Raw genomic sequence first — 25939 nt, 5'->3', positions numbered from 1 at the left:
TATTACGAGCTCCTGTGCGAATTGGAGAGAACGCTCCCGCAAACTGCCTCTTGACAACTTATAGGAGCGTCGGTTTTATTGAGGCAAATATGTTGGGTGCTCGGCATTTCCAAAAAAGTCTACTCACTTAGCCAGCGGGCAGCCAAATGATTATTTAATCCCCGTCCCAGAGAAATCAATTAGCGGGCAGAAGGGCAAAAGTAGTCAAAAAAGCCCCGTCCCAAATTAGCTACCCCTTGCACCGATTATTCGCCCGGGTTGATGTTCGCGTAGAACTCCGCCCCGTCGTCCAGGCGCAGGATGCCCACGCGACCGAACTCGGAGCCGGTGGCGGCAGCGCAGTCGATGTCGATGCGATCGGGCACACCGGCGGCATCCTCGCCGCCCAGGCGCACGATCTGCCCGCGGCCCGACTCCTCATCGAGCCCCGCAAGACCACCGACCTCGCAATAACGCCCGAGCGACACCGTTGGCGTGTGACCGCTCACCACGACCGGACCCTTGCCCTCGGCAGAAAGCAGCCCGGTCGGCACATCCCAATAGCCGTGACGAATCCACAGCAGGTCATCGGACGACTGCACTGCGAGCATCTGCTGCAGCAGCTCGCGATCAGCACCCACCGCTCCGACGCCATCGGCACAATCGACACCATGCTCAAGCAAAAACGCGCGCGCCGCCTTCATCTCGATTCCAGCATGTACCAGCAGATACGGGCGCTCCTCGGTCTCGACCACCGCGTAGAGCGGCAGCGCGGCCATCCATCGCACGAGCTCCTCGTATGCCTCAAATTCCATGTCGTTGAGCTGCTCGCGCGTCGTCCAGCCACCGTTGATATCCCAGGTCTCGGCATCGAGCGGATCCTGGCCAATGATGGCATCGAGCATGATCTGCTCGTGATTGCCCTTGAGCACGCGGGCGTTGGGCAGCGAGCGCACGAGCTTAATAACACCGACCGGATCGGGCCCGCGATCGATCATGTCGCCCAGCACGTACAGTGTGTCGTCGGACGTCAACGAGATCTTAGACAGGGCCTCGTCAAGCGCACGCACGTGCCCGTGAGCGTCAGATGTCACATAGATCGCCATGGTACGCCTCTCCTTGCATTGCGGCCGAAGCCCGGTGCCGCAACTAAAACTTCAAGTTGAACTTAAACGTTACCCATTGTACTCCGTTGCAATAAAGCTGGAAAGGGTTTCCGAGCAGAGGCAAAGACGGCAGCCGTCTATGACGATATCGCGCACGCCCGCAATCCAACCCCATAAACCCACCATCTTTGGGTACAAATAACCGCAGACAACTGACCGTGCCACGCCAACCACCCAGGAGCGGACACCATCCATGAACCAGATCCTTCTCTTTATCGGCCTCGTCATCATTTTGTGCCTGACCATCAAACCCGTCGGCAAAAAACTCCCCTTCCCCACCCTGCTCATCTTTATCGCACTCGGCATGCTGCTGGGCGTCAACGGCCCGGCACACATCGACTTTAGCGACTACGCGCTCACCGAAACCGTCTGCAGCACGGCGCTGCTATTCATCATGTTCTACGGCGGCTTTAACACCAATATCGACCGCGCCAAGCCCGTCGCCGCGCCGGCGGTGCTGCTGAGCACGCTCGGCGTCGTCATCACCGCAGGCATCACCGGCGTGTTCGCCCACTTTGTACTGGGCTTCGACTGGATCGGCGGCCTGCTGTTGGGATCGGTCGTGGCGTCCACCGACGCGGCCAGCGTCTTTAGCGTTCTGCGCGAGCACAGCCTGTCGCTGAGGGGCGGCACCGACTCGCTGCTCGAGGTCGAATCGGGCTCCAACGATCCCGTCGCCTATATGCTCACCGCCGTGCTCGCCACACTCGCGGCCGGCGGCGACATCAACATTCCCGCACTGCTGGCCAAGCAGATTATCTTGGGCGTGGGCCTGGGCCTTGCCATCGGCTGGGCGGCGGGCCGTCTGATTGAACGCGCACACGCAACGGCCGAGGGCGCGCAGACCATCTTCTTGTTCGCCGTGGCCATCGTCGCCTACGCGCTGCCGAGTTACCTGGGCGGCAACGGCTTTTTAGCCGTGTACCTGGCAGGCATTGTGCTGGGTGCGAGCGACATCACCGGCAAGGTCGAGATGGCGCACTTCTTTGACACCCTCACCGAGATGGCAGAGATGACCATCTTCTTCTTGCTCGGCCTGCTCGTAACGCCCGCGCGCCTGCCGCAGATGCTGCTGCCGGGCCTGGCGCTCATGGCGTTTATGCTCTTTGCGAGCCGCCCCATCGCTGTCGGTCTGCTGTTGGCGCCCTTTAAGACAAACCCCCGCCAGGTCGCGCTCGTAACCTGGGCGGGCCTGCGCGGAGCAGCTTCGGTCGTCTTTAGTCTCTTTGCCGTGGTGGCCGGCGTTCCCGGCGGACACGACCTATTTGACCTGGTGTTTGTGATTGCCGTGTCGAGCATTGTGGTGCAGGGCTCGCTGCTGCCGGCGGTGGCGAAGAAGCTCGATATGATCGATGCGACCGGCGACGTGCGCCGCACCTTTAACGACTACCGCGACGAGGACGGCATGTCGTTTGTAAAGCTCAAGGTGTGCGCTGGACATCCGTTTGCCGGACGCTCGCTCGCGGACATTGGCAGCGCCACAAATATGCTCGTGGTCCTGGTGCTGCGCGACGGGGCGCACCCGGTACTGCCCAATGGCGACACCGTGATCCAGGAAGGCGATCTGCTGGTGATGGCCGCGCCGACGTTTGAAGAGCGTACCGAAGTTACGCTGCGCGAGGTCACCGTGACTCCCCACGGTCGCCTGGCCGGCCAGCGCCTGTGCGATGTGCCGCAAGGCAAACATCCGTTTATTGTGGTGATGCTCAAGCGCGAAGGCCAAACGATCATCCCCGACGGCAACACCCTAATATACGCCGGCGACGAAGCCGTCATCGCCACGCTAGCATCGTAGTGACTAGGAGGTAGCTACTTTAGGACGAAGAGATCAAGCGCCTAGGAACCTCATGTCTTCGCTCGCAGATTTGGATTTGCCTGAGGAGTAAAGCACCCCTCCCCCATGTAACCATCCTGTAAATCATAGCGACGCACTCGAGTTTTACCGTGATGCGGTCGCGCCTGGCGCTCCACTGTGCTAAAGTAACCCGAACGTCCAAACGACTACAAGGGGGAACTAGAAGATGGCACGTGTGCACAACTTCTCAGCTGGCCCGGCAGCGCTGCCCACAAGCGTGCTCGCCGAGATCGCCGACGAGATGATGGACTACCGCGGTTGCGGCATGTCCGTGCTCGAGATGAGCCATCGATCTAGCATGTACCAGCAGATCATCGACGACGCCGAGGCAACCCTGCGTCGCCTGCTGAGCATCCCCGACAACTACCGTGTCCTGTTTTTGCAGGGCGGCGCCACGCTGCAGTTTGCGGGCATCCCCATGAACCTCATGCGCCGCGGCCGCGCCGGCTACATCGTGACCGGCAACTTTGCCAACAAGGCATACAAGGAGGCCGCCAAGTACGGCGAGGCCGTGCTGCTCGCGAGCTCCGAGGACACCAACTTCGACCGCATCCCCGACATGGCCGACATCAACGCGCGCATTGCCGCCGAGGCCGCGAGCGACGGGCTCGACTACGTTTACATCTGCCAGAACAACACCATCTTTGGCACCATGTACCACGAGCTGCCCGCTTGCGGCGACGTACCGCTGATCGCAGATGTCTCGAGCTGCTTTCTGTCGCAGCCGCTCGATGTTGAGCGCTACGGGCTCATCTACGCCGGCGCGCAGAAAAACGCCGGCGCCGCGGGCGTGACCGTGGTTATCGTGCGCGACGACCTCATCGCCGACGGCCCCGCCTTTGCGCGGGCGCCGCAGTACATGGACCTTAAGACCCAGGCCGCCAAGGGCTCCATGCTCAACACGCCCAACACCTTTGGCATCTACGTGTGCGGCAAGGTGTTCCGGTGGGTCGAGGAGACCGGCGGACTTGCCGCCATGGCCGAGCGCAACTGGGCCAAGGCCAACCTGCTCTATGACCTGCTCGAGCACAGTGTGCTGTTCCATGGCACCACGCAGGCCGACAGCCGCTCCATCGCCAACGTCACCTTCCGCACCGGCGACGCCGAACTCGACGCGGCCTTTGTCGCAGGCGCGGCCGAGCACCAGATTCAAAACGTCAAGGGCCATCGTCTGGTAGGCGGCATGCGCGCCAGCGTCTACAACGCCGTAACCATGGAAGACGTGCAGGCACTGGCCTCGTACATGAAGGACTTCGAAACGCAGCGTAGTTTGAGCCCGCGATCTAACTAGCCCGCAACGCGCGGGCCGACCAGCCACTTCAAACCACCTGTTTAAACCAAACCTGCTAAGGAGTTTTTCATGCGCAAGATTAAGACCATCGACGACATCACCAAGGACGGCAAAGTCGAGTTTGGCGAGGGCTACGAATTTGTGAGCACCGCCGAGGAGGCCGACGCCATCCTGATGCGCTCGACTGACCTGCACGGCTACGAGCTGCCCGAGGGCATCCGCGCCATCGCCCGCTGCGGCGCCGGCGTCAACAACATCCCCGTCGAGGAGTACGCCAAGAAGGGCGTCGTCGTCTTTAACTCCCCCGGTGCCAACAGCAACGCCGTTAAGGAGCTCGTCCTAGGCATGCTGGTGCTCTCGAGCCGCGGCGTGGTGCAATCGATGAACTGGGTGCGCGACAACGCCGACGACCCCGAGATCCAGGTCGACGCCGAGAAGGCCAAGAAGGCCTTTGTGGGCCGCGAGCTCAAGGGCAAGCGCATCGGCGTCATCGGTCTGGGCAACGTAGGCTCCAAGGTCGCCAACGCCTGCGTCAATCTGGGCATGGACGTCTACGGCTACGATCCGTTCATTTCCGTTGAGCACGCGTGGGTGCTGAGCCGCGAGGTGCAGCGCGTGGGCACGCTCGAAGATCTCTGCCGCGGCTGTGATTACCTCACGGTGCACGTGCCCAGCAAGGCCGACACCATCGGCATGATTAGCACCGAGCAGATCAACCTGCTGGCCCCGGACGCCGTGCTCATCAACTACGCACGCGAGACCATCATTGACGAGGACGCCGTTGACGCCGCCCTGCGCGAGGGCAAGCTGAGCTGGTTTAGCTGCGATTTTGCCACGCCCAAGACCGTCAAGATGCCCAACACGTTTATCACCACGCACTCGGGCGCCGGCACTGGCGAGGCCGAGGCCAACTGCGCCGACATGGCCATCAGCGAGCTTAAGGATTACCTGGAGAACGGCAACATCGCGCACAGCGTCAACTACCCCACCTGCAGCATGGGCAAGGCGCGCGCCGCAAGCCGCATCGCCTGCCTGCACGCCAACGTGCCCAACATGATCGGTCAGATCACGGCAATCCTGGCCAAGGACAATGCCAACGTGCAGCGTATGACCAACGAGTCTGCCGGCGAGAACGCCTACACCATGTTCGACACCGACGAGCACCTGGACAGCAGCACCATCGAGGCGCTCAAGCAGATTCCGTCGATGTATCGCGTGCGCGTGATCAAATAGCGCCGGCTGATCTGACGGGCAGTTCCCCATGTGGCCTGCCCGTTACTGACATTGAATGCCCGCGGGGGCGCCTTTCGCACGAGAGGCGCCCCCGTTTTTGTGAGCGCTCCATTAAATGCACCGAGCCGCTTCTTGACATACAATTTGTATGTTGACCTAACTATCTGTGAGGTGCCTATGGTTGATACAGATTTTGCTTGGCGGCTTACGCAAGGGCTCGTGCGGATCGACAGTTCCGACCCAGGTGCGTATGAGGGCGAGATTGAACGCTATATCAAAGTGTTGGTTGAGGCTCAATTGGAGCGGTTGAGTCATCCGGTGCTCCATGCCGTGCAGGTTGAGGAACTCGAGGTGCTGACCGGACGCCGCAATCTCATGGTCACCGTGCCCGGTTTGAGCGACGAGCCACGGCTCGTCTACATCTGCCACATGGATACAGTCACCTTGGGCGACGGCTGGGACGCGGACATTACGCCGCTCGGGGCGGTCGTGCGCGACGGCAAGCTCTACGGCCGCGGCGCCTGCGATATGAAGGGTGGCCTGGCCTGTGCCATTGCCGCACTGGTCCATACGCTCGAGCGCGTGGCGGCGGATGGCGCGCTGCCCCGCCGCGGCTTTTCGCTCATCTGCTCGGTCGACGAGGAAGACTTTATGCGAGGCTCCGAGGCAGCCATCGATGCCGGCTGGGTCGGTTCGCGCGAATGGGTGCTGGACACCGAGCCCACCGACGGACAGATCCAGGTGGCGCACAAGGGGCGTACGTGGTTCGAGATTGAAATGGATGGCGTGACGGCGCATGCAAGCCGGCCCTGGAAGGGCGCGGATGCCGTCGCCGCCATGGCCGAGGTCGTGTGTTCGCTCTGTCGCGCGTTTGTGGCGCTGCCCGCGCACGATGAGCTGGGGCCTTCGACCATCACGTTCGGCCAAATCGAGGGCGGATATCGCCCCTACGTCGTACCCGACCGCGCCAAAGTCTGGGTCGACATGCGCCTGACCCCGCCGACCGATACGGCCGCCGTAACGCGCATGGTAGAGCAGGCCATCGCCGTCGCCGAAGCCGCCATTCCCGGTTGCCACGGCAGCTACGTCGTGACGGGCGACCGCCCCGCCATCGAGCGCGACCCAAACTCTCCCCTTCTAGCAGCGCTCAAGCGTGCCGCCGATGACGTGACGGACGCGGACACGACCGTTGGCTTCTTTACCGGCTACACCGACACCGCCGTCATTGCCGGCAAGACAGGTAACCGCAATTGCATGAGCTACGGTCCCGGGTCGCTCGCGCTCGCGCACAAGCCCAACGAATATGTGCCCCACGCCGATATCGTTCGTTGTCAGCAGGTGCTAATCGCGCTCGCCGATAACGTGCTCTGGGACGCGAGCGGCCAAGTTGGGGCATAATAAGCCGCGAACAAACCGACTCGCGCGTTAGGACCGCCCATGAAAGCACTTCCGTTTCCCTGCATCCGCCCGGCTCAGGACCGCGTGCTCGAGGCGCTGCCTGCAATGGGCAGCATCCTAAGCGGCAACGATGCCCTGCGCGGAGCCATTGCCGATGGTCTGATGCTCAAGGACCCGGGTGCGGCGTATTACGTGTACGAATGCTCGGGCGAGCCGGGACGTGTGACGGGTGTCGTGGCGATCTGCCCGACGAGTGTACTTGCGGGCGGCAAGGGCGATGCCAGCGCCGACGTGGCCGCCGCCGCGCGCGCGATCGCCGAACTCAAAGTTCAGCCGCGCCCCGTGTCGCTCGCCTACGAGGCGTCGCCCGTCATGGACATCATCCTGGGCGCTGCCAAAGAGGGCGCCTCGCTCTACGCCGTCACCGACCCCGCGGGCATTACGCACCGCGTGTGGGAGGTCAAGCGCGAGGACGCTGTTGCCGCCATCCGTGCCATGCTCGACCAAGTACCAGAGCCGGCACTGGCCGACGACCCCGCCTACGCTGCCGCGCTGGCCGGGGCGTCGCAGCTGCTGGCCGATGAGGCCCGTGCCGCCGGAACGTACACCGGCAAGGAGCCGTTCAACTTTGCCGTAGCTGCGCTCTTCCCCGCCGCGCAGGTCAGCGGCGGCGCGCCGCAGGTTCCGACGGGTCTGCTCACGCACCAAGTCGCGCGGTTCTAGCAAGACCAGACCGTCCAGCACAAAAATCGGCAGCTCAACAAACAGGGGGCGGAGATGCAGCAGGTACATGCATCTCCGCCCCTTTTGCGTCGAGAAGTTATGCCGGCGACCCGTGCCGCCACGCTCACGTTATCCCCGCTGCGGGCCTGCTGCCGCCACGAGCGGTTCAAGCCCCAGCTCGCGTGCGTAATCCTCCTGCGTAAAAATCTCAATCAGCTCAAACGTGTCGGATTCGTCGTCAAACGCAAAGTGCAGCACCGCGCAGTTGCCCGGCACGCGATCGCGCTCGTCGGCCGCCGCACCCTTCACGTGATCCATAAACTCCTTGATGGCCGAGCCATGGCTTACCGCGAGCACGCACGTATGGTCCGGACGCTGCATAAGCTCGATCAGCGTCGCCACCATGCGCTCGCGCACTTGCATCTGGCCCTCGCCGCCAAACTGGCAATAGAAGTCGCGCCACGGGCGCTCGGGCATAAGCATCACGCGCTCGGCCTCAAAGTCGCCAAAGAACCACTCGCGCAGACCGTCCAGGCGCTCGTACGCCAAGCCCGGCCACAAGTTGGCGATAGTCTGCTCGGTGCGATGAAGCGTGGAGGTGTAGGCATGATCGGGCTCAATGCCACGCGCACGTAAAAACATGCCGGCGCGCGCCGCCTGGTCGCAACCCAACTGCGTAAGCGGCGAGTCACTCCACCCCTGAATGATACGCTTAAGGTTGAATATCGTCTGTCCATGACGGACCAGATACAGATCTTTATTCATAGGGGTCCTTTCGTTCGTTACCAACCCAAGAGCGAAAACGCCCCGTCGCAATAGCCAAAATGAAGCACGGCACCGTTGTCGGGTAGCTCCCCCTCGCCAGTCACATACTCAAGAAACTCCTGGCAGGCTGAGCCATGGGAAACCGCCAGCACGCAGTCGTGCTGCGGCCTGGCCATGATGCGGGACAGCGCCGCGACCATGCGCGACTGAAGCTGCACTTCCGACTCGCCGCCAAAGGCCACCGGATAATCGCCCCAGGGCTGCGGCGGCATCTCGCGATTTGATGTGCCCTCCAGCGAGCCAAAATGCCACTCACGCAGGTCATCGACCAGCTCAATGGAACGGCCCTCGCCAACGATAAGCTCGGCCGTATGCCGCGCCCGGCCCAACGGCGAGGAATACACATGGTCAAAGGCCACGCCGCGCGCCTCAAACGCCGCGCGCGTCGCCAGCGCCTGCTCGCGTCCGCGCGCCGTAAGCGGCGAATCGTGCCAGCCCTGCAAAATGCTCTGCACATTGAGCTCAGTCTGCCCATGCCGCACCAAATACAGATCTGCCACACACCCTCCCCTCGTACCACCACAAAGGGGACAGGAGCCTTTGTGGTGATTTTGCCGCCGGATTGCACCGCAACGACGCACAACTACAGCAGCACGTCGGCAAGCGGACGCTTGGGTACGTGGTGCACCCGCGCCTCGTCGCGCCAATAATTGATGGAGCCGTCGGGGTTGGAATCGATCGCATCGATCACCTGTGTCTCGGCCGGAACGCCAAACGCCATGATCAGCTTGAGCTCATACTTGTCGTTATCGAGCCCCATGGCATCGATCGCGTGGGGCGTAAAGGCCTTGAACATGCAGGCTGCCACCTCGGGCGTGGCGCTGCGGGCGGCGAGCATCATCGTCTGCGCGGCAATGCCCGTGTCGACCTCGGTAATGGGAGCGGCGGGCTTGCCCGGAACGGCGCGCTCGGCCAAAATCGCGATGTAGCCGGTCGGGCGCTCACCCTCGGCAGGACCCGGCCAATCCTTAAGCGCACCGGCCCACGCGAGCTCATCAAATACGCGCGCGCAATCCTCGGCATCGCTCACCACATGAAAACGAAGACGCTGAGCATTGGCACCACAGGGAGTCAGGTGAGCCAGCTCTGCCAGCTCGAGCAAAAACTCACGCGGCACGCGCATGGACTCGTCAAAACGGCGGCACGTACGGGCACGACGGACCAGCGCATCAAACGCTTCCAAGCCGAGCTTTTCGCAACCCTGCTCTGCCATCGATTCGACACTCGACGGCGCCTCGGGAACTGCTTCGTTCATAGGGACCCCCAATACAAGCCAATTGTCCTTAGGAAAATCTAACCTAAAACGTAGGCAATAACGAACAGGGCTGCAATGTTCTACACCTGTTGAATAGAAAATCGCAACGTGGGGAACAACGGAAACAATTCGGGGCCTTTGGGTTACGTTTCGCCCTCTCCGACCCATACGCCAGCGCCTTTAGGCGATACTGGTTGTAACGATCAAGGCTTACGCCGCACGGAAAGGAGACATTATGGGCATCTTTAAGAACGATGACCAAAAATCGAGCCAGTTTGGATTTGACGAGAAAAGCATGGCGGGCAAAGCCGTCAAGGCCGTGCGCTGGATTTACGCCATCACGGGCGTCTTAGCGCTCATTGCTGGTATCGCGCTGCTTTTTGCACCCGCCAAGTCCCTCGTCTTTTTGACGACTGTCCTGGGTTTTTACTTTGTAATCACTGCTGCCATCAGGCTGTTCACTGCCATTTTTGAGCCGCTGCTGCCCACCGGCTGGCGCGTGACGAGCATCATCTCCAACCTACTCATTATCTTGGGCGGCGCCATAATCCTGCGCAACCAGGCCTTCTCGACCGCGACGCTCACCACGATGGTGGTTATCGTGGCCGGCTTTGGCTGGATTGTCGAAGGTGTCATGTCCATTCTGGAGTCCGAGCTTTCGTCCAACCGCGCCCTCGCCATCCTGAGCGGCGCACTCTCCATCATCGCCGGCATGTTCGTGTTTATCTATCCGCTGTGGTCGGCCAAGATGCTCGTCATCTTTAGCGGCGCCGCACTGCTGGTGTTTGGCGTAACGCTGATTGTTCGTGCTACTCAATTTGGCAAACTGGTGCACTAGATGCCACGAACGCTCTTTATTGATGCAGACGCCTGCCCGGTCACGCGCGAGTCGATTGACTGCGCGCGGCGGGCGGGCGTCGCCGTTGTTATCGCCGGCAACAGCACGCAAAACCTAGAACGGCACATTCGCCGCGACGACCCGCGCGATGCTGAGCACGCGCGACGCGGATTTTGGGTCACGACGCTCGATGTGAGCGTTGGCGCCGACAGCGCCGACTTTGCCATTGTCGAACGCCTGCAGGCGGGCGACGTAGTCGTGACGCAGGACATTGGCTTGGCGAGCATGGTGCTCGGGCGCGATGCCGCCGCCGTCGGCGTGCGCGGGCGCGTCTACGATAAGGCGACCATCGACATGCAACTGTTTATTCGCCACGAGGAAAAGAAGGTGCGCCGCGCCGGCGGTCGCACTCGCGGTCCGGTGGCATTTACCAGCGAAGACCGGGCCCGCTTTAAGCGCAACCTCACCGAGCTGCTGCGCTAACCAAGGTAGATTTTTGGGACATGCCTAAAAATCTACCTTTTTGTTTTGGCAGCGGGGAATGCCCTGGTCACAGGGGTAGATCGTAAGACATGTCCCAATAATCTACTTAAAGGCCAACGGCGGATAGGATAAGGCCCCAGCCGGCGCCGATGACGTACATCATGACCAGGAACACGACGTTTTCGCGGGCGCTGCGGTTGGTGCGGAACAGCACCAGGTAGCCCACGCCGGCAGAAATGAGCGTGCCGGCGAGCATCGGGGCCAGCTGCAGCGCGCCTTCCAGGTACAGTTGCGTGATGACGACGCTGGCCGAGCAGTTGGGAATCAGGCCGACAAGCGCCGAGCCCAGGACCGCAAGCGTCTCGTTGCCGCGCAGGAACTGCTCGATCGCCGACTCGCCAAAGGTCTCGAGCACGGCGACCAGAATCAGCGTCACCAGGAAAATGAATACCGACACCTGCACGGTATGCGAGATCGCGCTGCGGATGATCGACACGATGGGCGCGCCCTCGTAGGAGTGGCTGTGGTCGTGGTGGCGCTCGTGCTCGTCCGCGTGACCATGATCGTGGCTGTGGTCGTGCCCGTGCTCGTCCTCATCCTCGTCACAGCCGCAATGATCGCGTTCGCACAGCTCGTGGATGTGATCAGCACTTACGCCCGCCTCGGCCACTTCATCAATGATGTCGCCCCCGGTATGGTCGTCGTGCGCGCAGTTCACATGAGCCGGATTGGCAGCGGTCCCCAGCACGGTACGGCGAATCGCCGCATGCGCGCGGGCATTACGACGAAGGCCGCGGATAGCCGCATCCACGATAAAGCCCGTGACCAGCGCGATCAGCGCCTTCGAGGCGAGCAACATCGCCATGGTCTGCACGGGAACTTGCTCGGCGAGCAACAGCGGCAGCATCTCATCGGAGGTCGAAAGGAACACCGCCACCAACGTGCCCAAGGTCACGACACGACCGGCGTACAGCGTTGCCGCCATTGCCGAAAAGCCGCACTGCGGCACCATGCCCAGCAACGAGCCAACCACGGGACCCGCGGCGCCGGCGCGCTTGATGGCGCCGTTAACGCTGTCGCCCGCGACGTGCTCCAGGGTCTCGAGGGCCAAATATGTCACCAATAAGAACGGTACCAGCGAGAGCGTGTCCTTGCCGGCGTCGAGCAGAATATCAATCAGCAAATCCATGACGGATGGAACCTTTCGTGTCTTTCGGCAGCATTGTAAAAGTCCTAGCGGTCAACTAGGGTATTGTAGTTGTCCTAGGCGCGATGCCAATAGTTGCCCATGGTAAACTATCATCTCGCCACATCTTAATGACACTGAGCCGCACGACGCGGCCCATCCAAGGAGCAGTTGTATGAACGTTTCACAAGCACTCGAATACGAGCGCCAGCCGTTTATTCCCATGTTTATCTATGGCGATCACGGCGCCATGGAATCCGAGCGCCAGAAGGGCGAGGAGGCCCTTAAGGTGCTCGAAACCGAGTACTTTACCGCCGAGGGCGACCCCAGCTTCGACTTTGCCACCGTGCGCGACCTGGCTGACCGCAACCGCGACCTGTGCGACCAGATTGGCGAGGCGCGCCTGCGCAACGTGACGCCCGCGACGCTTTCGCGCGGCCTGTCCGATGCCGACACCTGCGCCGCCATCGGTAAGATGCAAAAGCGCACCGCCGCGTCGGTCATGCGCGAGATCCGCGGCGACCGCGACGCGCTCGGCGTGGCCTACGCCCGCAAGCCCATCCAGGGCACCGTGCTCGGTATCGACATCGAGACCACCGGCCGTGCACCCGAGCGCGGCTATATCATCAACGTGGGCTGGGAAATCATGGACCTCACCAGCGACGCCGTGCCGCATGACGCCGAGGCACACTACTGCGGCCTGCCCGATATCTACCGCGGCGAGGATGTGCCGTTGTCGAATATCCACCACATCACCTGGGACGACATCGACGGCAAAACACCCTTCCGCGAGAACAAGGAATTGCAGAAGCAGCTGCTCAAGCTTATGAAGAAGTACCCGTACATGGCGCATAACGCCGCGTTCGAGGACAGCTGGTTCAAAATTCATCTGGACGGTTACGCCGAGGCACGCCGCGCCGGCAAGATTATCGTCATCGACTCGCGCCAGATCTGCCGCAGCTTGGACGCCGACGTGCGCTCGCTCCCCCGCGAGTCCGCGCCCGCCGCGCTCGAGAACTGGGCGCGCCGCCGTGGCACCCTCGCCGCCGATGCCAACGAGCAGCATCTGGGTCTGGACGACACCGACCTCATGCTCCGCACCGTCCAAGCCGAGTTCAACCTCAAGAACCTATTCGCGAAATAACCGATCCATCTGCGGGAGCGCCTGCCAGGCACAGCGCAATCCGTCTGGGCACACCGACACGCAGTAAACTAGGGCGCAGCCTTATGGCTGCACCCTAGTTTTCATCAAAACGAGCAAATACGCGTGCTTCACATAGTCGGCAGGTTGGCCCACCTACATTTTTCGAGTTGTTCGGCCAGCTGAACCACTAGTCAAGGCCCCTTGAACCGCAATCGAAGCTAAAATCGCCTTAATTTCGCAACCAAGCCCCATAAATCTACCTGAATCAATTCGAATAGGACGTTGCGATCGCACCATTTGTATAGGATAAGGCCGAATAACTCAAATTATGTTGGTGAGGCATCTGAGCGGTCGGCAAAAACGCTTAGAAGCTACGAATCCGCAACTAAAGTTCATCAAAAAGGGGCAGCCGGCAGAAACCTCCCCAGCCAAAGCTGCTCCCTCAATACGACAGCTCAAAAACCCACCGTTCGCAGAAGATAAGCCGCACCCCAATACCGTTGCCCGAAGTTTCGGGCGTATGCGGCGTCCGCTATGCCATCATGCGCGTATGGGAATCATTCTGTCACATACCACGGCACGCGCTGTATACCAAACAGCCAACTCGCTCGCAAGCTACGCGACCGGTCCCATACCTATGGAAAAGATCAGGGTGTCTGCGCCGACCACGTCCGACCTGGAAGCGGCACGAGCATGGCTCAACAGAAAGAATGTCGATTCTGAACGTATCCATGTGCTGACGTTTCCCAATAATGCCAAAAGGCACCGCAAGGGCTGCATCTGCCACTGCACGCGCTATACGTTTGATGCAGAAAGCTACCTAGAACTCGAGCCGAACGTCTACATCGTCGATATCAAGCTGTGCGCGTTAGAAGCAACAGCCGACCTCAACCTTTCGGAGCTCGTTGAGTATTACTTTGAAATCTGCGGCTCCTACGCGCTTGGAACGTCCGACGAAACTCAATATCGCGAGCGCCCAGCCCTAACCAGCGTTGAAGAGCTCAGAGCCTTCTTTTCAGAGGCACCGGGGTATCGTGGATCTAATAAAGCACTTAAGGCACTTTCTTATGTACACGAAGGCTGTCGCTCCCCACTCGAAACGGCGTTTGTCATGATGCTGACAATGCCCAAGTCAATGGGTGGCTTAGCCATACGCGCTATCAAAACGGATTATCCGATCCCAGTCCCCAAAAGATACGCCGCCCTAACGCGACGGACGGTTTTCTACCTCGACGCGCTGCTCGAAAATTCGATGACCGATATCGAATACAACGGCTTTTACCACGACGAACCCGAGCAGCAATCAATTGACGAGGAGCGCCGAAACACGCTGCGAAACATGGGATATGCCGTTATCACAGTTAATCGTCATTCGTTTTTCAAGCAGTCCGCTTTTAAACGGGTCATGGAAGCGATTCGCATTCGCGAGAAGATATGGCCCGGTCGACTCCCGGATAACTTCGCCATCCTGCAAGAAACTCTTCGTCAATTTGTCTTGCGGCGCTACTTCGAATACGGTCGCCGCGTCCTGGAGACACTCAAAGAAGAAGAGGCCGCCAAGCGCGAAATTGCAAGCCAATATCCGCAAGCTGATGACCCGAGCATCAACGATGTGCCCGAACCCGACGACATGCAACACGTCGGGGCCCTTGCTGAGGAAATCAATGGGGCTTGGGAATGCGACATGTTCGCAAAAATCGATGAAAACCGCACGGAAGACGACACGATTATTGATCTAATTGAGAATTCGCTCTTCTAAAGGCGATCTCTGCGGATGTCCACCTACATTTTTCGACTTATTCGGCCACCGATGTGCCAGATTGGCTGCAGCAATGCTCAATATAACTTTAGATAAAACTGATTCTGCAGAAACTCCCGTAGAGGAAGAACTGATTCTCGCGGTATTTGACACGATAAAGTACAAATATGAACAGTTCTAATGCTTCTCAAGGTGGCTTTCTTAGCATGCTAGCCGAACATCTCGAAATATGTTGGCGAGCATTGCGTCGATGTCTCCCAACCCACAGAAAATCGCAGAGGCGGCAAGCAGTCATCGAAATTAACGCAAATTGTATTGACATATGAACATACACTCATATAATCGAAAGCAAGTTATATGAGCGCATGTTCATATGAAAGGATATTGCAATGAGCATCCGCGTTGATGAAACGAAACCCGACATCGAGGCCACCGAACCCGCGATCCCCACCACCTGCTCGCCCGAGGACCTTCCCGACGAGGAGCTTCTCTACGACCTCGCCGACCTGTTCAAGGTCTTCAGCGACACCACGCGCATCAAGATCCTTTACGCCCTCATGGGCCGCGAGCTCTGCGTGGCAGACATCGCCGAAGCGACCGAAACCTCGCAGTCCGCGGTGTCGCACCAGCTGCGCACACTCAAGCAGTCGCACCTGGTTAAATTCCGGCGCGACGGGCGCAATATCCTATACTCGCTCGCCGACGACCACGTCTACACCATGCTCAACCAGGGCATGAGCCATATCTGCGAATAGCAACCAACCACGGTACCAGCGCGGCCTGCACCCAAGCCGCAAAAACGGGAAAGGAACCCACCATGAAAAAGCAGTACAAGCTCGATGAGATCGATTGCGCCAACTGTGCGCGCGAGCTTCAGGACGAGCTGGCCAAGCTCGAGGGCGTCAAATCCGTGTCCGTCAACTTTATGACCCAGAAGCTGACGCTCGAGGCCGATGATGCTGAGTTCGACGAGGTGCTCAACCGCGTTGTTGAGTTTACGGCCGACGCCGAGCCGGACTGCGAGATCATTCTCTAGCCCAGGTTTACGCCAACCTGCAAGGCCGCGCTTGCCGCGGCCTTTGCTCGCGAAATTATATGAGCGAGTGTTCATTCATTCAAATGGGAGGATACGAGTCATGGCCACCGCCGACCCCAAAAAGAAAAAGAAGAAGCGCAAGAAAAAAGAATCACTCGAGCATAAGCGCAACCGCATCCTGGTAGCGCTGGGCATTTTTGCCGTGGTGTACGCCCTCGATGAGCTCGGCACCCTCACTGCCGCATTCGGCACCCCGGGCGACATCTACGCCAGCTTTGTGCTGTTCCTCGTGCCGTTTTTGATTGCCGGCTACGACGTACTGCAAAAGGCATTCAATAACATCCGCCGCGGCAAGGCCTTCGACGAGAGCTTCCTCATGGCCGTCGCGACCATCGGCGCGTTTGCCATGGTGCTCTTCCCCGATACCGACCCGCACATGGCCGAAGGCGCCGCCGTCATGCTGCTCTACCAGGTCGGCGAGCTGTTTCAGGCGTACGCCGTGGGCAAGAGCCGCAAGTCGATCAGTGCCATGATGGACATCGCGCCCGACTACGCTAACGTCGAGCAGCCCGACGGCACACTCGAGCAGGTCTTCCCCGATGACATCGCCGTCGGCACCGTGATCGTGGTCAAGCCCGGTGAGCGCGTGCCTATCGACGGCGTCATCGTCGAGGGCGAAACCCAGCTCGACACCGCCGCTCTCACGGGCGAGTCAATCCCCCGCCCCGCCAAGTCCGGCGACGACATCATCAGCGGCTGCATCAACATGACGGGCCTCATCCACGTGCGCACCACCAAGCCCTTTGGCGAGTCCACCGTCGCACGCGTCCTGGAGCTCGTGGAAAATGCCAGCGAAAAGAAGGCGCGCACCGAGAACTTTATCACGCGCTTCGCCCGCGTCTACACGCCCGCCGTCACCGGCGCTGCCGCGGTACTCGCGCTCGGCGGCGGCTTGGTCACCGGCGCCTGGTCCGACTGGATCCTGCGCGGCCTGACCTTCCTGGTCGTCAGCTGCCCGTGCGCGCTCGTGATTAGCGTCCCGCTCAGCTTCTTTGGCGGCATTGGCGGCGCATCCAAGCTGGGCGTCCTCATCAAGGGTTCTAACTACCTCGAGACGCTCGCCGATGTGGACACCGTCGTCTTTGACAAGACCGGCACGCTCACCAACGGCACGTTCTCGGTGGTCGCGGTGCACCCCGAGGCTGGCTATACCGAGCAGTCGTTGCTCGAGGTCGCAGCCCTTGCGGAGTCGTTCTCCGATCACCCCATCGCGCAGTCCGTGCGTGTCGCCTACCAGGGCGAGGTCGACCCCAAGCGCGTAAGCGACTCCACCAACGACGCGGGCCATGGCGTGACGGCAACCATCGACGGCAAGCACGTCGTCGTTGGCAACGCAAAGATGCTCGCCGCGGCCGGAGTCGAAGCGCCCGATTGCGAGGTCGTCGGAACAATTCTGCATGTGCTCGTTGACGGCGTGTACGCCGGCCACATCGTGATTGCAGACACCGTCAAGGCCGATGCTGAGCAAACGATTCGCGACCTACACGCCGCCGGCGTCAAGCGCACCGTCATGCTCACGGGCGACCGCGAGGAGGTTGCGGCGTCTGTGACCAAGCAACTCAGTCTCGACGAGTTCCACGCGCAGCTGCTGCCGGGCGATAAGGTCGAGCGTGTTGAGGCGTTGCTCGCGGGCGAAAGCGGCAAGGGCAAGCTCGCTTTTGTCGGCGACGGTATCAACGACGCACCCGTGCTTACCCGCGCAGACGTTGGCATCGCCATGGGCGCTATGGGCTCGGACGCCGCAATTGAGGCGGCGGACGTCGTGCTCATGGATGACAAGCCGTCCAACATCTCCCGCGCGATCCGCGTGGCGCGCAAGACCATGACGATTGTTTGGCAGAACATCATCTTTGCGCTGGGCATTAAGCTGCTGATTCTGGTGCTCGCGGCGCTGGGCATCGCCAATATGTGGCTTGCCGTGTTCGGCGACGTAGGCGTGGCGATTATCGCCATCCTGAATGCCATGCGCGCGATGGGTGTCAAGAACCTGTAGCGTTCGTGGACTGTCCGGCCGGGGTCGGGCTTGGTTTTGAAAACGTCCTCGCGCATGAGGCCCGTCTTTCCTGCTCCTGCGGAGCAACGGAAAGACGGGCCTCGCGCTGCGGAGTGTTTTCAAAACCAAGCCCGACCCCGGCCTACGGTGACGTTGCTGATGGTTCTTGGGCATCGCTTGCTGGCAGGGTTCCTTTGCTGAAATGGACTTGGCCGAAAGGGCCGCTGGTCCCAGTCGCTGGTTCGCGCTTTGCGTGAACTCCGCGCTACTGTGGGACAGTTAGGCTTCTGTTGTTGGACCCGCTGCATCTTCCCGACCCAACATCGCCCGTAGCTTCTCAAAGCTCTCCTCGCTCAGGCAGTGCTCCATGTGGCAGCCCTCTTGCGACGCGACCTCAGCCGAAACACCCGCATCCTCCAGCAGCCCCACGAAAAAGCAGTGACGCTCCCACATTTGACGAGCAACCTCCAGACCACGCTCCGTCAGATGAACATCTCGCTTGCCCATTTCGACGTAGCCGTTGTTCTCCAACGTCGCCATAGCTTTTGAAACGCTTGCCTTAGTTACGCCAAGGTACTCTGCAACATCAATCGAGCGCACGATGCCCTGACGTTGCGACAGAACGTAGATCGATTCGAGATAGTCTTCTCCGGATTCACGTAGGGCCATGGGCCGCCTTTCGCGATGATTGCTAGTTAGCCGTTGGATACTTTCCACGGCTTACTTTACCGCAAAAGTTGCCCATGTCTTACTACTTTGCCTAAAAGTTAGCCGTGTTTCACAAAACGAGCGGGACGAAAACAAAATGGGAACACGCCCCGCAAGGAGTGTCCCCAAGTGCCGAGCCGCAGCTATAGCAGTCCAAAGTACTTCGCGGCGTTGTAGATGCCGTCGTCGTCCACGGCGGTCGTCACATAGGTCGCCGCAGCCTTCACCGTGTCCTGCGCGTTGCCCATGGCCACGCTCGTGCCCACGGCGGCAAACATCGACAGGTCGTTCTCGCCGTCGCCAAAGGCAATCGCCTCGCTCGCGTCGATGCCCAGGCGCTCCAGCGTCGCCGCCACGCCCAGGTCCTTGCCGCCGTTAGCGGGAATAATGTCGCAGAACAGGTCGCACCAGCGCGTGGTGAGCGAATGCGACACGGCGTCGGTCACGATATGCTCGTCGACCGGGTCCACAAAGGCGCAAAACTGGTAGACCGGTGCGTCAAAGGCGTGCTCAAACGGCTCCTCGTGGTAGACGATTCCCGCGTTGCTGCCAGCCGTCACCACGCGCTCGGACAGGCGGTTCACAAACGAGTTCTCGCCCTGCATGCACAGCGAGTCGTAGCGCCCCTGCGCCACCTGGTCCACAATCACCGCGACGTCGTCCGAATCGATCGGGCAGCTGCGGTAAACCCCCTCGGCATCAAAGCAGTGCTGGCCCGAAAGCGTAATGTACGCATCCCAGCCCAGGTCGAACAGCCAGTCCGGCATCTGGTAGGTCGGACGGCCCGTGGCGATCACGCACGCAATCCCCTGCTCGTGAAAGCTGTCGAGCACCTGCTGCGCCGACGCCGGAATCCGGTGGGTCTTAAAGCTCAGCAGCGTGCCGTCGATATCGAAAAACGCGGCTTTGATCATTCTCGCCTACTCCTCGCCCTCGAGCTTTTCGCTCGCCTCGAGCCACGCCATCTCCAGCTCGTCCATGGCAGCGTGAGCCTCGTCGATCTTTGCCTGCTGCTCGCCGAGCGCCGTGTAGTTGGTGGGATCGACTTGGGCCATTGCTGCCTCGGCCTCCTCAACGCGGGTGCGCTGCGTCTCCATCTTGCGCTCGAGCGAACTCACCTCGCGGCGGAGCTTCTGGCGCTCGGCGTTGGACAGGCCGTTGGGCTGACCGCTCGACTTGGGCTTTTCGGCCGCAGCTGCCGCGGCACCGGTGTCGAACGTGCCGGTCTTGGCGCTCGGCGCGCCCACGGGCTCGCCCTCGGCGGTAGCGTTGCACAGGCGCAGGTACTGGTCCACGCCACCGGGCATATGCGTCAGGTGGCCGTCGAGCAGCGCCCACTGCTGGTCGGTCACGCGCTCCATCAAAAAGCGGTCGTGCGTCACCAGGATCAGCGTGCCGGGCCAGCCGTCCAGCAGGTCCTCGACAATCGCGAGCATGTCGGTATCCAGGTCGTTGCCCGGCTCGTCCAGGATGAGCACGTTGGGCTCGTCCAGAATCGTCAGCAACAGCGACAGGCGACGGCGCTGGCCGCCCGAAAGATCGCCGATGCGGCTCCAGAGCTGCTGCGTCGTAAAGCCCAGACGCTCGCAGAGCTTCTCGGGCGAAGTCTCCTTGCCGTCGATGACGTAGTACTTCTTATAGTTGCCGAGCACCTCGCGGATCGTGTCGCCCATGTAGGGCTTGAGCTCCTCGAGCTGCTGCGACAGCACGCCAAAGCGCACTGTCTGGCCAATCTTCACGCGGCCGCGCGTGGGTTCAATCTTGCCCTGGATCACGTCGAGCAGCGTCGACTTACCGGCGCCGTTCTCGCCCAAAAGGCCATAGCGGTCGCCCGCACCAATGAGCCAGGTCACATCGGTGAGCACCTGCTTGGGCGCGCCGTCGGTATCGGCATAGCCGGCATCCACGTCGACCACATCGATAACCTGCTTGCCCAAGCGGCTCACGGCCAAGCGCTTGAGCTCCAGCTCGTCACGCACGGGCGGCACGTCGGCGATCAGCTCACGAGCGGCATCCACGCGAAACTTGGGCTTGGTGGAACGAGCCTGGGCACCGCGGCTCAGCCACGCGAGCTCCTTGCGCGCCATGTTGCGACGGCGCTCCTCGGTAACCGCGGCCATGCGGTCGCGCTCTACGCGCTGCAGGATGTAGGCCGAATAGCCGCCCTCGAAGGGATCGACCTGGCCGTCGTGGACCTCCCACATGCTGGTGCAGACCTCGTCCAAGAACCAGCGGTCGTGCGTGACCACGAGCATGGCGCCCTGGCCGCGCTGCCAGCGGGCCTTTAGGTGACGCGCGAGCCAGTTGATGGTGCGCATGTCCAGGTGGTTGGTAGGCTCGTCGAGCATAAGCACGTCGTAATCGCCGATTAGCAGGCGCGCGAGGTCCACGCGACGGCGCTGGCCGCCCGAAAGCTCGCCCACCGTGCCCTCCCAGGGCACATCGCTAATAAGGCCGGCCAGGATCTGACGCGTGCGCGGGCTCGAGGCCCACTCATACTCGGGCGTGTCGCCCACAACGGCATGATGCACGGTATCGGTGTCGACAAGCTGGTCCTTTTGGCCGAGCAGACCAATCGTGGTGCCGCGACGGTGCGTCACGCGGCCGTCGTCGGGCTCCAGCGTGCCGGCGAGCACGCTCAGCAGCGTCGACTTGCCGTCGCCGTTTTTGCCGACAATACCAATGCGGTCGCCCTCGCCCACGCCGAGCGTCACGCTATCGAAAATATGCTTGGTGGGAAACTCTAGGCTGACGGAATCGCATCCCAAAAGAATCGCCATATGCCCTGCTCCTTCGTAGAAATTCAACGTTGTCCATGATAGCAGCGAGCCCCACCCCAAACCACCACGAAGGCGCCTGTCCCCTTTGTGGTGGTCGTTTCGGTCGCAGAGCAAAAGGCGGGCCATCTCCCGCAAGAGATGACCCGCCTCTCCAATCAGTCCTGCGGCAACCGTGGCCGCTGCAGGCCTCAAGCATGTCCCGGACTAGGAGAACATGCCGGTGAGGTAATCATTCAGCCGCTTATCCTTGGGCCGTTGGAAAATCTCGTCAGTCTCGTCGTACTCGACCATATCGCCCATGTAGAAGAACGCCGTGCGGTTGGACACGCGCGACGCCTGCTCCATGTTGTGCGTCACGATAACGATGGCGCGGTCGGCCACGATCGATGACATGAGGTCCTCGATCGCCAGCGTCGAGATGGGGTCGAGCGCCGAGCAGGGCTCGTCGAACAGAATCACGTCGGGGTTGAGCGCCAGCGTGCGCGCGATGCACAGACGCTGCTGCTGACCGCCCGAAAGCGCATAGGCGCTCTTATCGAGCTTGTCTTTGACCTCGTCCCACAGCGCCGCGCCGCGTAAGCTTTCCTCGACCATGCGGTCGAGCTCGTCACGGTCGGTGATGCCGTGGCGCTTGGGCGCAAACGTGATGTTGTCGCGAATGGACTTGCGGAACGGGTTGGGCTGCTGGAACACCATGCCAATGGAACGGCGCAGCTCGTAGGTGTTTTCGGTCTTGGTGTTCACGTTGCGCCCGCGATAGTTGATCTCGCCCTCCACGCGGCAGCCGCGAATCTCGCGATTCATGAGGTTGAGGCTACGCAAGAAGGTCGACTTACCGCAGCCCGAAGGCCCAATGAGCGCCGTGATCTCACCCTTGTGAAAGTCGAGCGACGTGTCGTGTAGCGCATGGTGGTCGCCATAGTACACGTTGACGTCCTTGGTGGAGAGCACGACCTCGTCGCTCACGGCCTTGCCGCTTACGCGCACGCGCCTCTCGCTCTCCCCCACGCTCGACAGGAAGTCCTGGGTCTCGGACGATGCCGCTTCGGTTGCGGGCGTTACATTCATCTCGCTCATTCGGCCGTCATCTTCCTTGCCAGTTGCTTGCCCACAATGCGGGCGATTACGTTAAACAGCAGCACGCAAATCATCAGCAGCGCTGCGGTACCCCAAACGATCTGCTGGGCCTCGGGGCTGCCCTCGCCATAGATCTTGTAGATATGCACGGCGAGCGACTCGCCAGGGCGGAACACGTTCCAGGCACAGGTGGGGCTCGACAGGTTAAAGCTCAAGAAGTTCAGGCGAACCGGCGAGCTCATACCCGAGGTAAAAAGCAGTGCTGCGGCCTCGCCAAACACACGGCCGGCCGAAAGCACGATGCCGGTCACGATGGCGGGCATGGCCTCGGGAATCAGGATGTGCAGCGTGGCCTCCCAACGGGTGAGGCCCATGGCCAGGCACGCATCGCGCTGGGCCTGCGGCACGTCCTCGAGCGCCTGCTGAATCACGCGCACCAGGATGGGGATATTGAACATGGTGAGCGCGACGGCGCCGGAGATAATGGAGTACTTCCAGCCCAGCTGCACCGAGAACACCAGAAAGCCGAACATGCCGACGACGATGGAAGGCAGCGAGGACAGCGTCTCGATGGCGGTGGAGGCAATGTCGCGGATGGGGCCGTTCGGCGCGTACTCAACCAGGAAGACCGCTCCGCCCAGACTGATGGGCACCGAGATGACCAGAGTGATCAGCAGCAGGTAGAACGAGTCGAACAGCTGGTAGAGCACGCCACCCTGGGTACCGTTGGCACGCGACGGCTGCGTGAGGAAACCCGGCTGGAACAGCGTCGAGACGCCCTCGAACAGGATATAGGCCACCATGGAGATGACGATGAGCATGACGATGGCGACGATCGCCGTCAGCACGCCCGTGGCGATGCGGTCCTGCTTTTGGACACGCCCGAGTCTCGCCTCGTCGATATGGATGCGCGTGCTAGCCACGAGCCTTCGCCCCCTTGCGGCCGATAAGGTGGATGATCAGGATGAAGATGAGGCTCATGCCCATCAGCAGCAGGCCGAGCGCCCACAGAACATCGTCCTGGGCCGAGCCCTCGGCATAGACCGCCATGGACGTGGTGAGCGTGGTGGTGATGGTCGAGGCCGGCGACAGCAGCGACGTCGGCATGGCCTCGATGCCGCCGATAACCATACGCACGGCGAGCGTCTCGCCAAAGGCACGCGTCATACCAAGGATGACTGCAGTCATGAGCGACGGCATGGCGGACTTGAGCACCACGTGCCAGATGGTCTGCCAGCGGGTGTAGCCCAGCGCGAGCGAGCCCTGGCGGTAGCTGTCGGGCACGGCGCGCAGGCCATCGACCGAAAGCGTGGTCATCGTCGGCAGGATCATGACGGCCAGCACGATGGCGCCGGGCAAGATGCCCAGGCCCGTGCTCACGTGGAAAACGCTCTTCATAAGACCGACGACCACGTGAAAACCGATCAGGCCAAAGACGACCGAGGGGATGCCGGTCAAAAGCTCAATGAGCGGCTGAAAGATCTTAGAGCCAAACTTAGGGCTAATCTCGACCGCAAAGATGGCAGAGCCGATGGCGATGGGCAGCGCGATGAGCGTGGAGAGTACCATGACCGCAAACGAGGTGACGATCAGGGGCAGGGCGCCGGTGTAGGGCAGGCCGTTTTCGGCCGTGTTGGCCAGGTCCCACTTGGTGCCGGTGAAGAACTCGGCAACCGAAACGCCATCCTTGAGAAAAGCCGAGAGGCCCTTTTGGGCGACCATGAAGATGAGCGCGGCAACGACAAGCGTCACGAGCGCTACGCACGCGCCCGTGACGCCCAGGCCCACGTTCTCAAGGTCGCGCTTTGGCAGCTGTTTTGCCATTGCAAACCTTTCCGGGGCGATTACTTATTTAGCAGAGACCTTGCCGCTGGCGTCCTTGACGACCTTCATGGCAGAGACGGGGATAAAGCCCTGCTCCTCGACGAGCTTGCCCTGGACGTCATCGGAAAGCATGAACTCCAGGAAGGCCTTGGTGGCCTCGTCGGCATCCTTAGCGCAGTACATGTGCTCGGTAGCCCAGATTTTAAAGGAGTCGTCGGTGACGTTTGCGCTCTTGGGCTCCACGCCCTCGACCTTGATGGCATTGAACTTGGAGTCATCGAAGTGCGAGAAGTCCAGGTAGGAGATGGCGTTGTCGGTGCTGCCCATCTGAGTCTGGACGTCGCCGGACTTGTCGAGCTCGGCGTCGCCCTTAAAATCGACGGCCTCGTCGCCAAAGACAGCCGCCTCAAAGGTGGCGCGGGTACCGGAGCCGGCCTTGCGGTTGAGGACGACGATAGTAGCGTCGTCGCCGCCAACCTCCTTCCAGTTGGTGATCTGGCCGGAGAAGATGCCCTTGAGCTGCTCGAGAGACAGGTCGTCGACCTTGACGTTTTTGGAGACGACGGGGCCCATGCCCACGACAGCGACCTCGTGGTCGACGAGCTTCTTGACCTGGTCGGCCTCGAGCTTGGACTCGGCGAAGACGTCGGAGTTACCGATGGTGACGGTGCCGGCGGCAACAGCGGTAAGGCCCTTGCCCGAACCGTTGCCCGAACCGGAGATGGAGACGTCGGGGTTGGCATCCATGAACTTCTCGGCAGCAGCCTCGACGAGAGCCTGGAACGAGGAGGCACCGTCGTAGGTCACCTCGCCGGAGACGGACTCGGCAGCAGCGGCGCTACCCTTGTCGGCGGCTTCGGATGCGCCGGAGCCGCCGCAACCAACGAGACCGAGACCGACGATGCTGGCAAGACCACCAGCGAGGCCGAGGAACTGACGACGAGAATAAGCCTGATCGAGCATGATCTTCCTTTCATACATGCGACTCGCGGGCACCCTGCCCGCTTTGCTGTTTGGAAAGATACGGCCTCGATCGGGCAGTGCCCGCGCCAACTGCGGTTTTTTACGGGCATCTGATAGACCCTTACCGCAAGCGCAGCACGGCCTTTACAAACGAATAACAAACCCGGCATTTAGCGTGGCGCGCCTTTTACACCAGAGGAAGGTAGTCATTGGAGACAGTCTTGTTTGACTAGTCATTTAAGAACGTCCCCAACGACTACCCCAGCAACGCCGATGTTTTGGCAACGACAGACACTATGACCCAATCCGAGGGCACTAAAAAGATAGGAGCCCCCGCTCGTGACCGCGGGTCGGGGCTGCGAC

The 25939-nt window shown here is 61.0% G+C and carries 24 protein-coding genes; 12 read left to right on the top strand and 12 right to left on the bottom strand.

What is annotated here, in order from left to right; genetic code table 11:
- Positions 1-245: 245 nt before the first annotated feature.
- Entirely contained in the window at positions 246-1085 is an 840-nt protein-coding gene (locus ACESWY_RS09825; RefSeq protein WP_347479690.1) for a metallophosphoesterase family protein, read from the bottom strand.
- A 253-nt stretch (positions 1086-1338) separates the two neighbouring features.
- On the opposite strand from ACESWY_RS09825, the gene ACESWY_RS09820 reads away from it, so the two are divergent.
- The 5 genes from ACESWY_RS09820 (at position 1339) to ACESWY_RS09800 (ending at position 7645) form a co-directional block, all read left to right on the top strand.
- Entirely contained in the window at positions 1339-2940 is a 1602-nt protein-coding gene (locus ACESWY_RS09820) for a potassium/proton antiporter (protein ID WP_373094261.1), read from the top strand.
- Positions 2941-3166: 226 nt separating this feature from the next.
- On the top strand, positions 3167-4291 hold the full coding sequence (gene serC, locus ACESWY_RS09815; RefSeq protein ID WP_373094259.1) for a 3-phosphoserine/phosphohydroxythreonine transaminase: 1125 nt from the start codon (positions 3167-3169) through the stop codon (positions 4289-4291).
- Positions 4292-4360: 69 nt separating this feature from the next.
- Entirely contained in the window at positions 4361-5524 is a 1164-nt protein-coding gene (locus ACESWY_RS09810) for a phosphoglycerate dehydrogenase (RefSeq protein WP_373094257.1), read from the top strand.
- Positions 5525-5701: 177 nt separating this feature from the next.
- Positions 5702-6922 carry a M20 family metallopeptidase gene (locus tag ACESWY_RS09805; protein ID WP_373094255.1) on the top strand — a complete coding sequence of 407 codons (1221 nt, stop codon included), beginning with the start codon at positions 5702-5704 and terminating at the stop codon, positions 6920-6922.
- 39 nt (positions 6923-6961) lie between these two features.
- Complete coding sequence (locus ACESWY_RS09800; RefSeq protein ID WP_055310735.1) at positions 6962-7645, top strand: DUF1015 family protein; 684 nt, start codon at positions 6962-6964, stop codon at positions 7643-7645.
- Between the two features lie 129 nt (positions 7646-7774).
- Here ACESWY_RS09800 and ACESWY_RS09795 read toward each other — a convergent pair whose 3' ends face one another.
- From ACESWY_RS09795 to ACESWY_RS09785, 3 genes are all read right to left on the bottom strand, one after another.
- On the bottom strand, positions 7775-8410 hold the full coding sequence (locus tag ACESWY_RS09795) for a histidine phosphatase family protein (protein ID WP_271730945.1): 636 nt from the start codon (positions 8408-8410) through the stop codon (positions 7775-7777).
- A 17-nt stretch (positions 8411-8427) separates the two neighbouring features.
- The gene (locus tag ACESWY_RS09790) at positions 8428-8970 is read right to left on the bottom strand and encodes a histidine phosphatase family protein (RefSeq protein ID WP_271730943.1); all 543 of its coding nucleotides are present in this window, start codon (positions 8968-8970) and stop codon (positions 8428-8430) included.
- 83 nt (positions 8971-9053) lie between these two features.
- Complete coding sequence (locus ACESWY_RS09785) at positions 9054-9725, bottom strand: nitroreductase family protein (protein WP_349075091.1); 672 nt, start codon at positions 9723-9725, stop codon at positions 9054-9056.
- Positions 9726-9960: 235 nt separating this feature from the next.
- Between ACESWY_RS09785 and ACESWY_RS09780 the strand changes: the two genes are divergently transcribed.
- Together ACESWY_RS09780 and ACESWY_RS09775 are read left to right on the top strand one after the other, a co-directional pair.
- Positions 9961-10563 carry an HdeD family acid-resistance protein gene (locus tag ACESWY_RS09780; RefSeq protein ID WP_195568745.1) on the top strand — a complete coding sequence of 201 codons (603 nt, stop codon included), beginning with the start codon at positions 9961-9963 and terminating at the stop codon, positions 10561-10563.
- Entirely contained in the window at positions 10564-11046 is a 483-nt protein-coding gene (locus tag ACESWY_RS09775; protein ID WP_373094252.1) for a YaiI/YqxD family protein, read from the top strand.
- Between the two features lie 106 nt (positions 11047-11152).
- On the opposite strand, the gene ACESWY_RS09770 is transcribed toward ACESWY_RS09775, so the two are convergent.
- Positions 11153-12235, bottom strand: coding sequence for a putative manganese transporter (locus ACESWY_RS09770; protein ID WP_195568744.1), 1083 nt, complete (start codon positions 12233-12235; stop codon positions 11153-11155).
- Between the two features lie 172 nt (positions 12236-12407).
- On the opposite strand from ACESWY_RS09770, the gene ACESWY_RS09765 reads away from it, so the two are divergent.
- The 5 genes from ACESWY_RS09765 (at position 12408) to ACESWY_RS09745 (ending at position 18224) form a co-directional block, all read left to right on the top strand.
- Entirely contained in the window at positions 12408-13376 is a 969-nt protein-coding gene (locus ACESWY_RS09765) for a 3'-5' exonuclease (RefSeq protein WP_055310729.1), read from the top strand.
- 637 nt (positions 13377-14013) lie between these two features.
- A complete protein-coding gene (locus ACESWY_RS09760; RefSeq protein WP_373094249.1) occupies positions 14014-15135 on the top strand; it encodes a putative endonuclease domain-containing protein in 1122 nt (373 codons plus the stop codon).
- Between the two features lie 389 nt (positions 15136-15524).
- Complete coding sequence (locus ACESWY_RS09755; RefSeq protein WP_055285819.1) at positions 15525-15890, top strand: ArsR/SmtB family transcription factor; 366 nt, start codon at positions 15525-15527, stop codon at positions 15888-15890.
- Between the two features lie 62 nt (positions 15891-15952).
- Positions 15953-16171 (top strand): cation transporter, encoded by a 219-nt coding sequence (locus tag ACESWY_RS09750; protein WP_022095001.1) that lies wholly within the window; start codon positions 15953-15955, stop codon positions 16169-16171.
- Positions 16172-16271: 100 nt separating this feature from the next.
- Complete coding sequence (locus ACESWY_RS09745) at positions 16272-18224, top strand: heavy metal translocating P-type ATPase (protein WP_373094247.1); 1953 nt, start codon at positions 16272-16274, stop codon at positions 18222-18224.
- A gap of 279 nt (positions 18225-18503) precedes the next feature.
- On the opposite strand, the gene ACESWY_RS09740 is transcribed toward ACESWY_RS09745, so the two are convergent.
- The 7 genes from ACESWY_RS09740 to ACESWY_RS09710 form a co-directional block, all read right to left on the bottom strand.
- Positions 18504-18893 (bottom strand): metal-dependent transcriptional regulator, encoded by a 390-nt coding sequence (locus ACESWY_RS09740; RefSeq protein ID WP_373094245.1) that lies wholly within the window; start codon positions 18891-18893, stop codon positions 18504-18506.
- Positions 18894-19075: 182 nt separating this feature from the next.
- Entirely contained in the window at positions 19076-19846 is a 771-nt protein-coding gene (locus tag ACESWY_RS09735) for a Cof-type HAD-IIB family hydrolase (RefSeq protein WP_195363826.1), read from the bottom strand.
- A gap of 6 nt (positions 19847-19852) precedes the next feature.
- A complete protein-coding gene (locus tag ACESWY_RS09730) occupies positions 19853-21712 on the bottom strand; it encodes an ABC-F family ATP-binding cassette domain-containing protein (RefSeq protein WP_368132071.1) in 1860 nt (619 codons plus the stop codon).
- A 204-nt stretch (positions 21713-21916) separates the two neighbouring features.
- Positions 21917-22789, bottom strand: coding sequence for a phosphate ABC transporter ATP-binding protein PstB (gene pstB, locus ACESWY_RS09725; RefSeq protein ID WP_373094242.1), 873 nt, complete (start codon positions 22787-22789; stop codon positions 21917-21919).
- Positions 22786-23712, bottom strand: coding sequence for a phosphate ABC transporter permease PstA (pstA, locus tag ACESWY_RS09720; RefSeq protein WP_082421845.1), 927 nt, complete (start codon positions 23710-23712; stop codon positions 22786-22788). The genes pstB and pstA overlap by 4 nt, the downstream gene beginning before the upstream one ends.
- Positions 23705-24613, bottom strand: coding sequence for a phosphate ABC transporter permease subunit PstC (gene pstC, locus ACESWY_RS09715; protein WP_373094240.1), 909 nt, complete (start codon positions 24611-24613; stop codon positions 23705-23707). The genes pstA and pstC overlap by 8 nt, the downstream gene beginning before the upstream one ends.
- Positions 24614-24637: 24 nt before the next feature.
- Positions 24638-25576 carry a phosphate ABC transporter substrate-binding protein gene (locus ACESWY_RS09710; protein WP_349130128.1) on the bottom strand — a complete coding sequence of 313 codons (939 nt, stop codon included), beginning with the start codon at positions 25574-25576 and terminating at the stop codon, positions 24638-24640.
- Positions 25577-25939 lie beyond the last annotated feature (363 nt).

It is taken from the genome of Collinsella aerofaciens ATCC 25986, from assembly GCF_964237925.1.
In the GTDB taxonomy this organism is placed as follows: Bacteria; Actinomycetota; Coriobacteriia; order Coriobacteriales; family Coriobacteriaceae; genus Collinsella; species Collinsella aerofaciens_BJ.
Note: the sequence above shows the minus strand (reverse complement) of the source record. Positions and strands in the feature narration are given on the sequence as shown.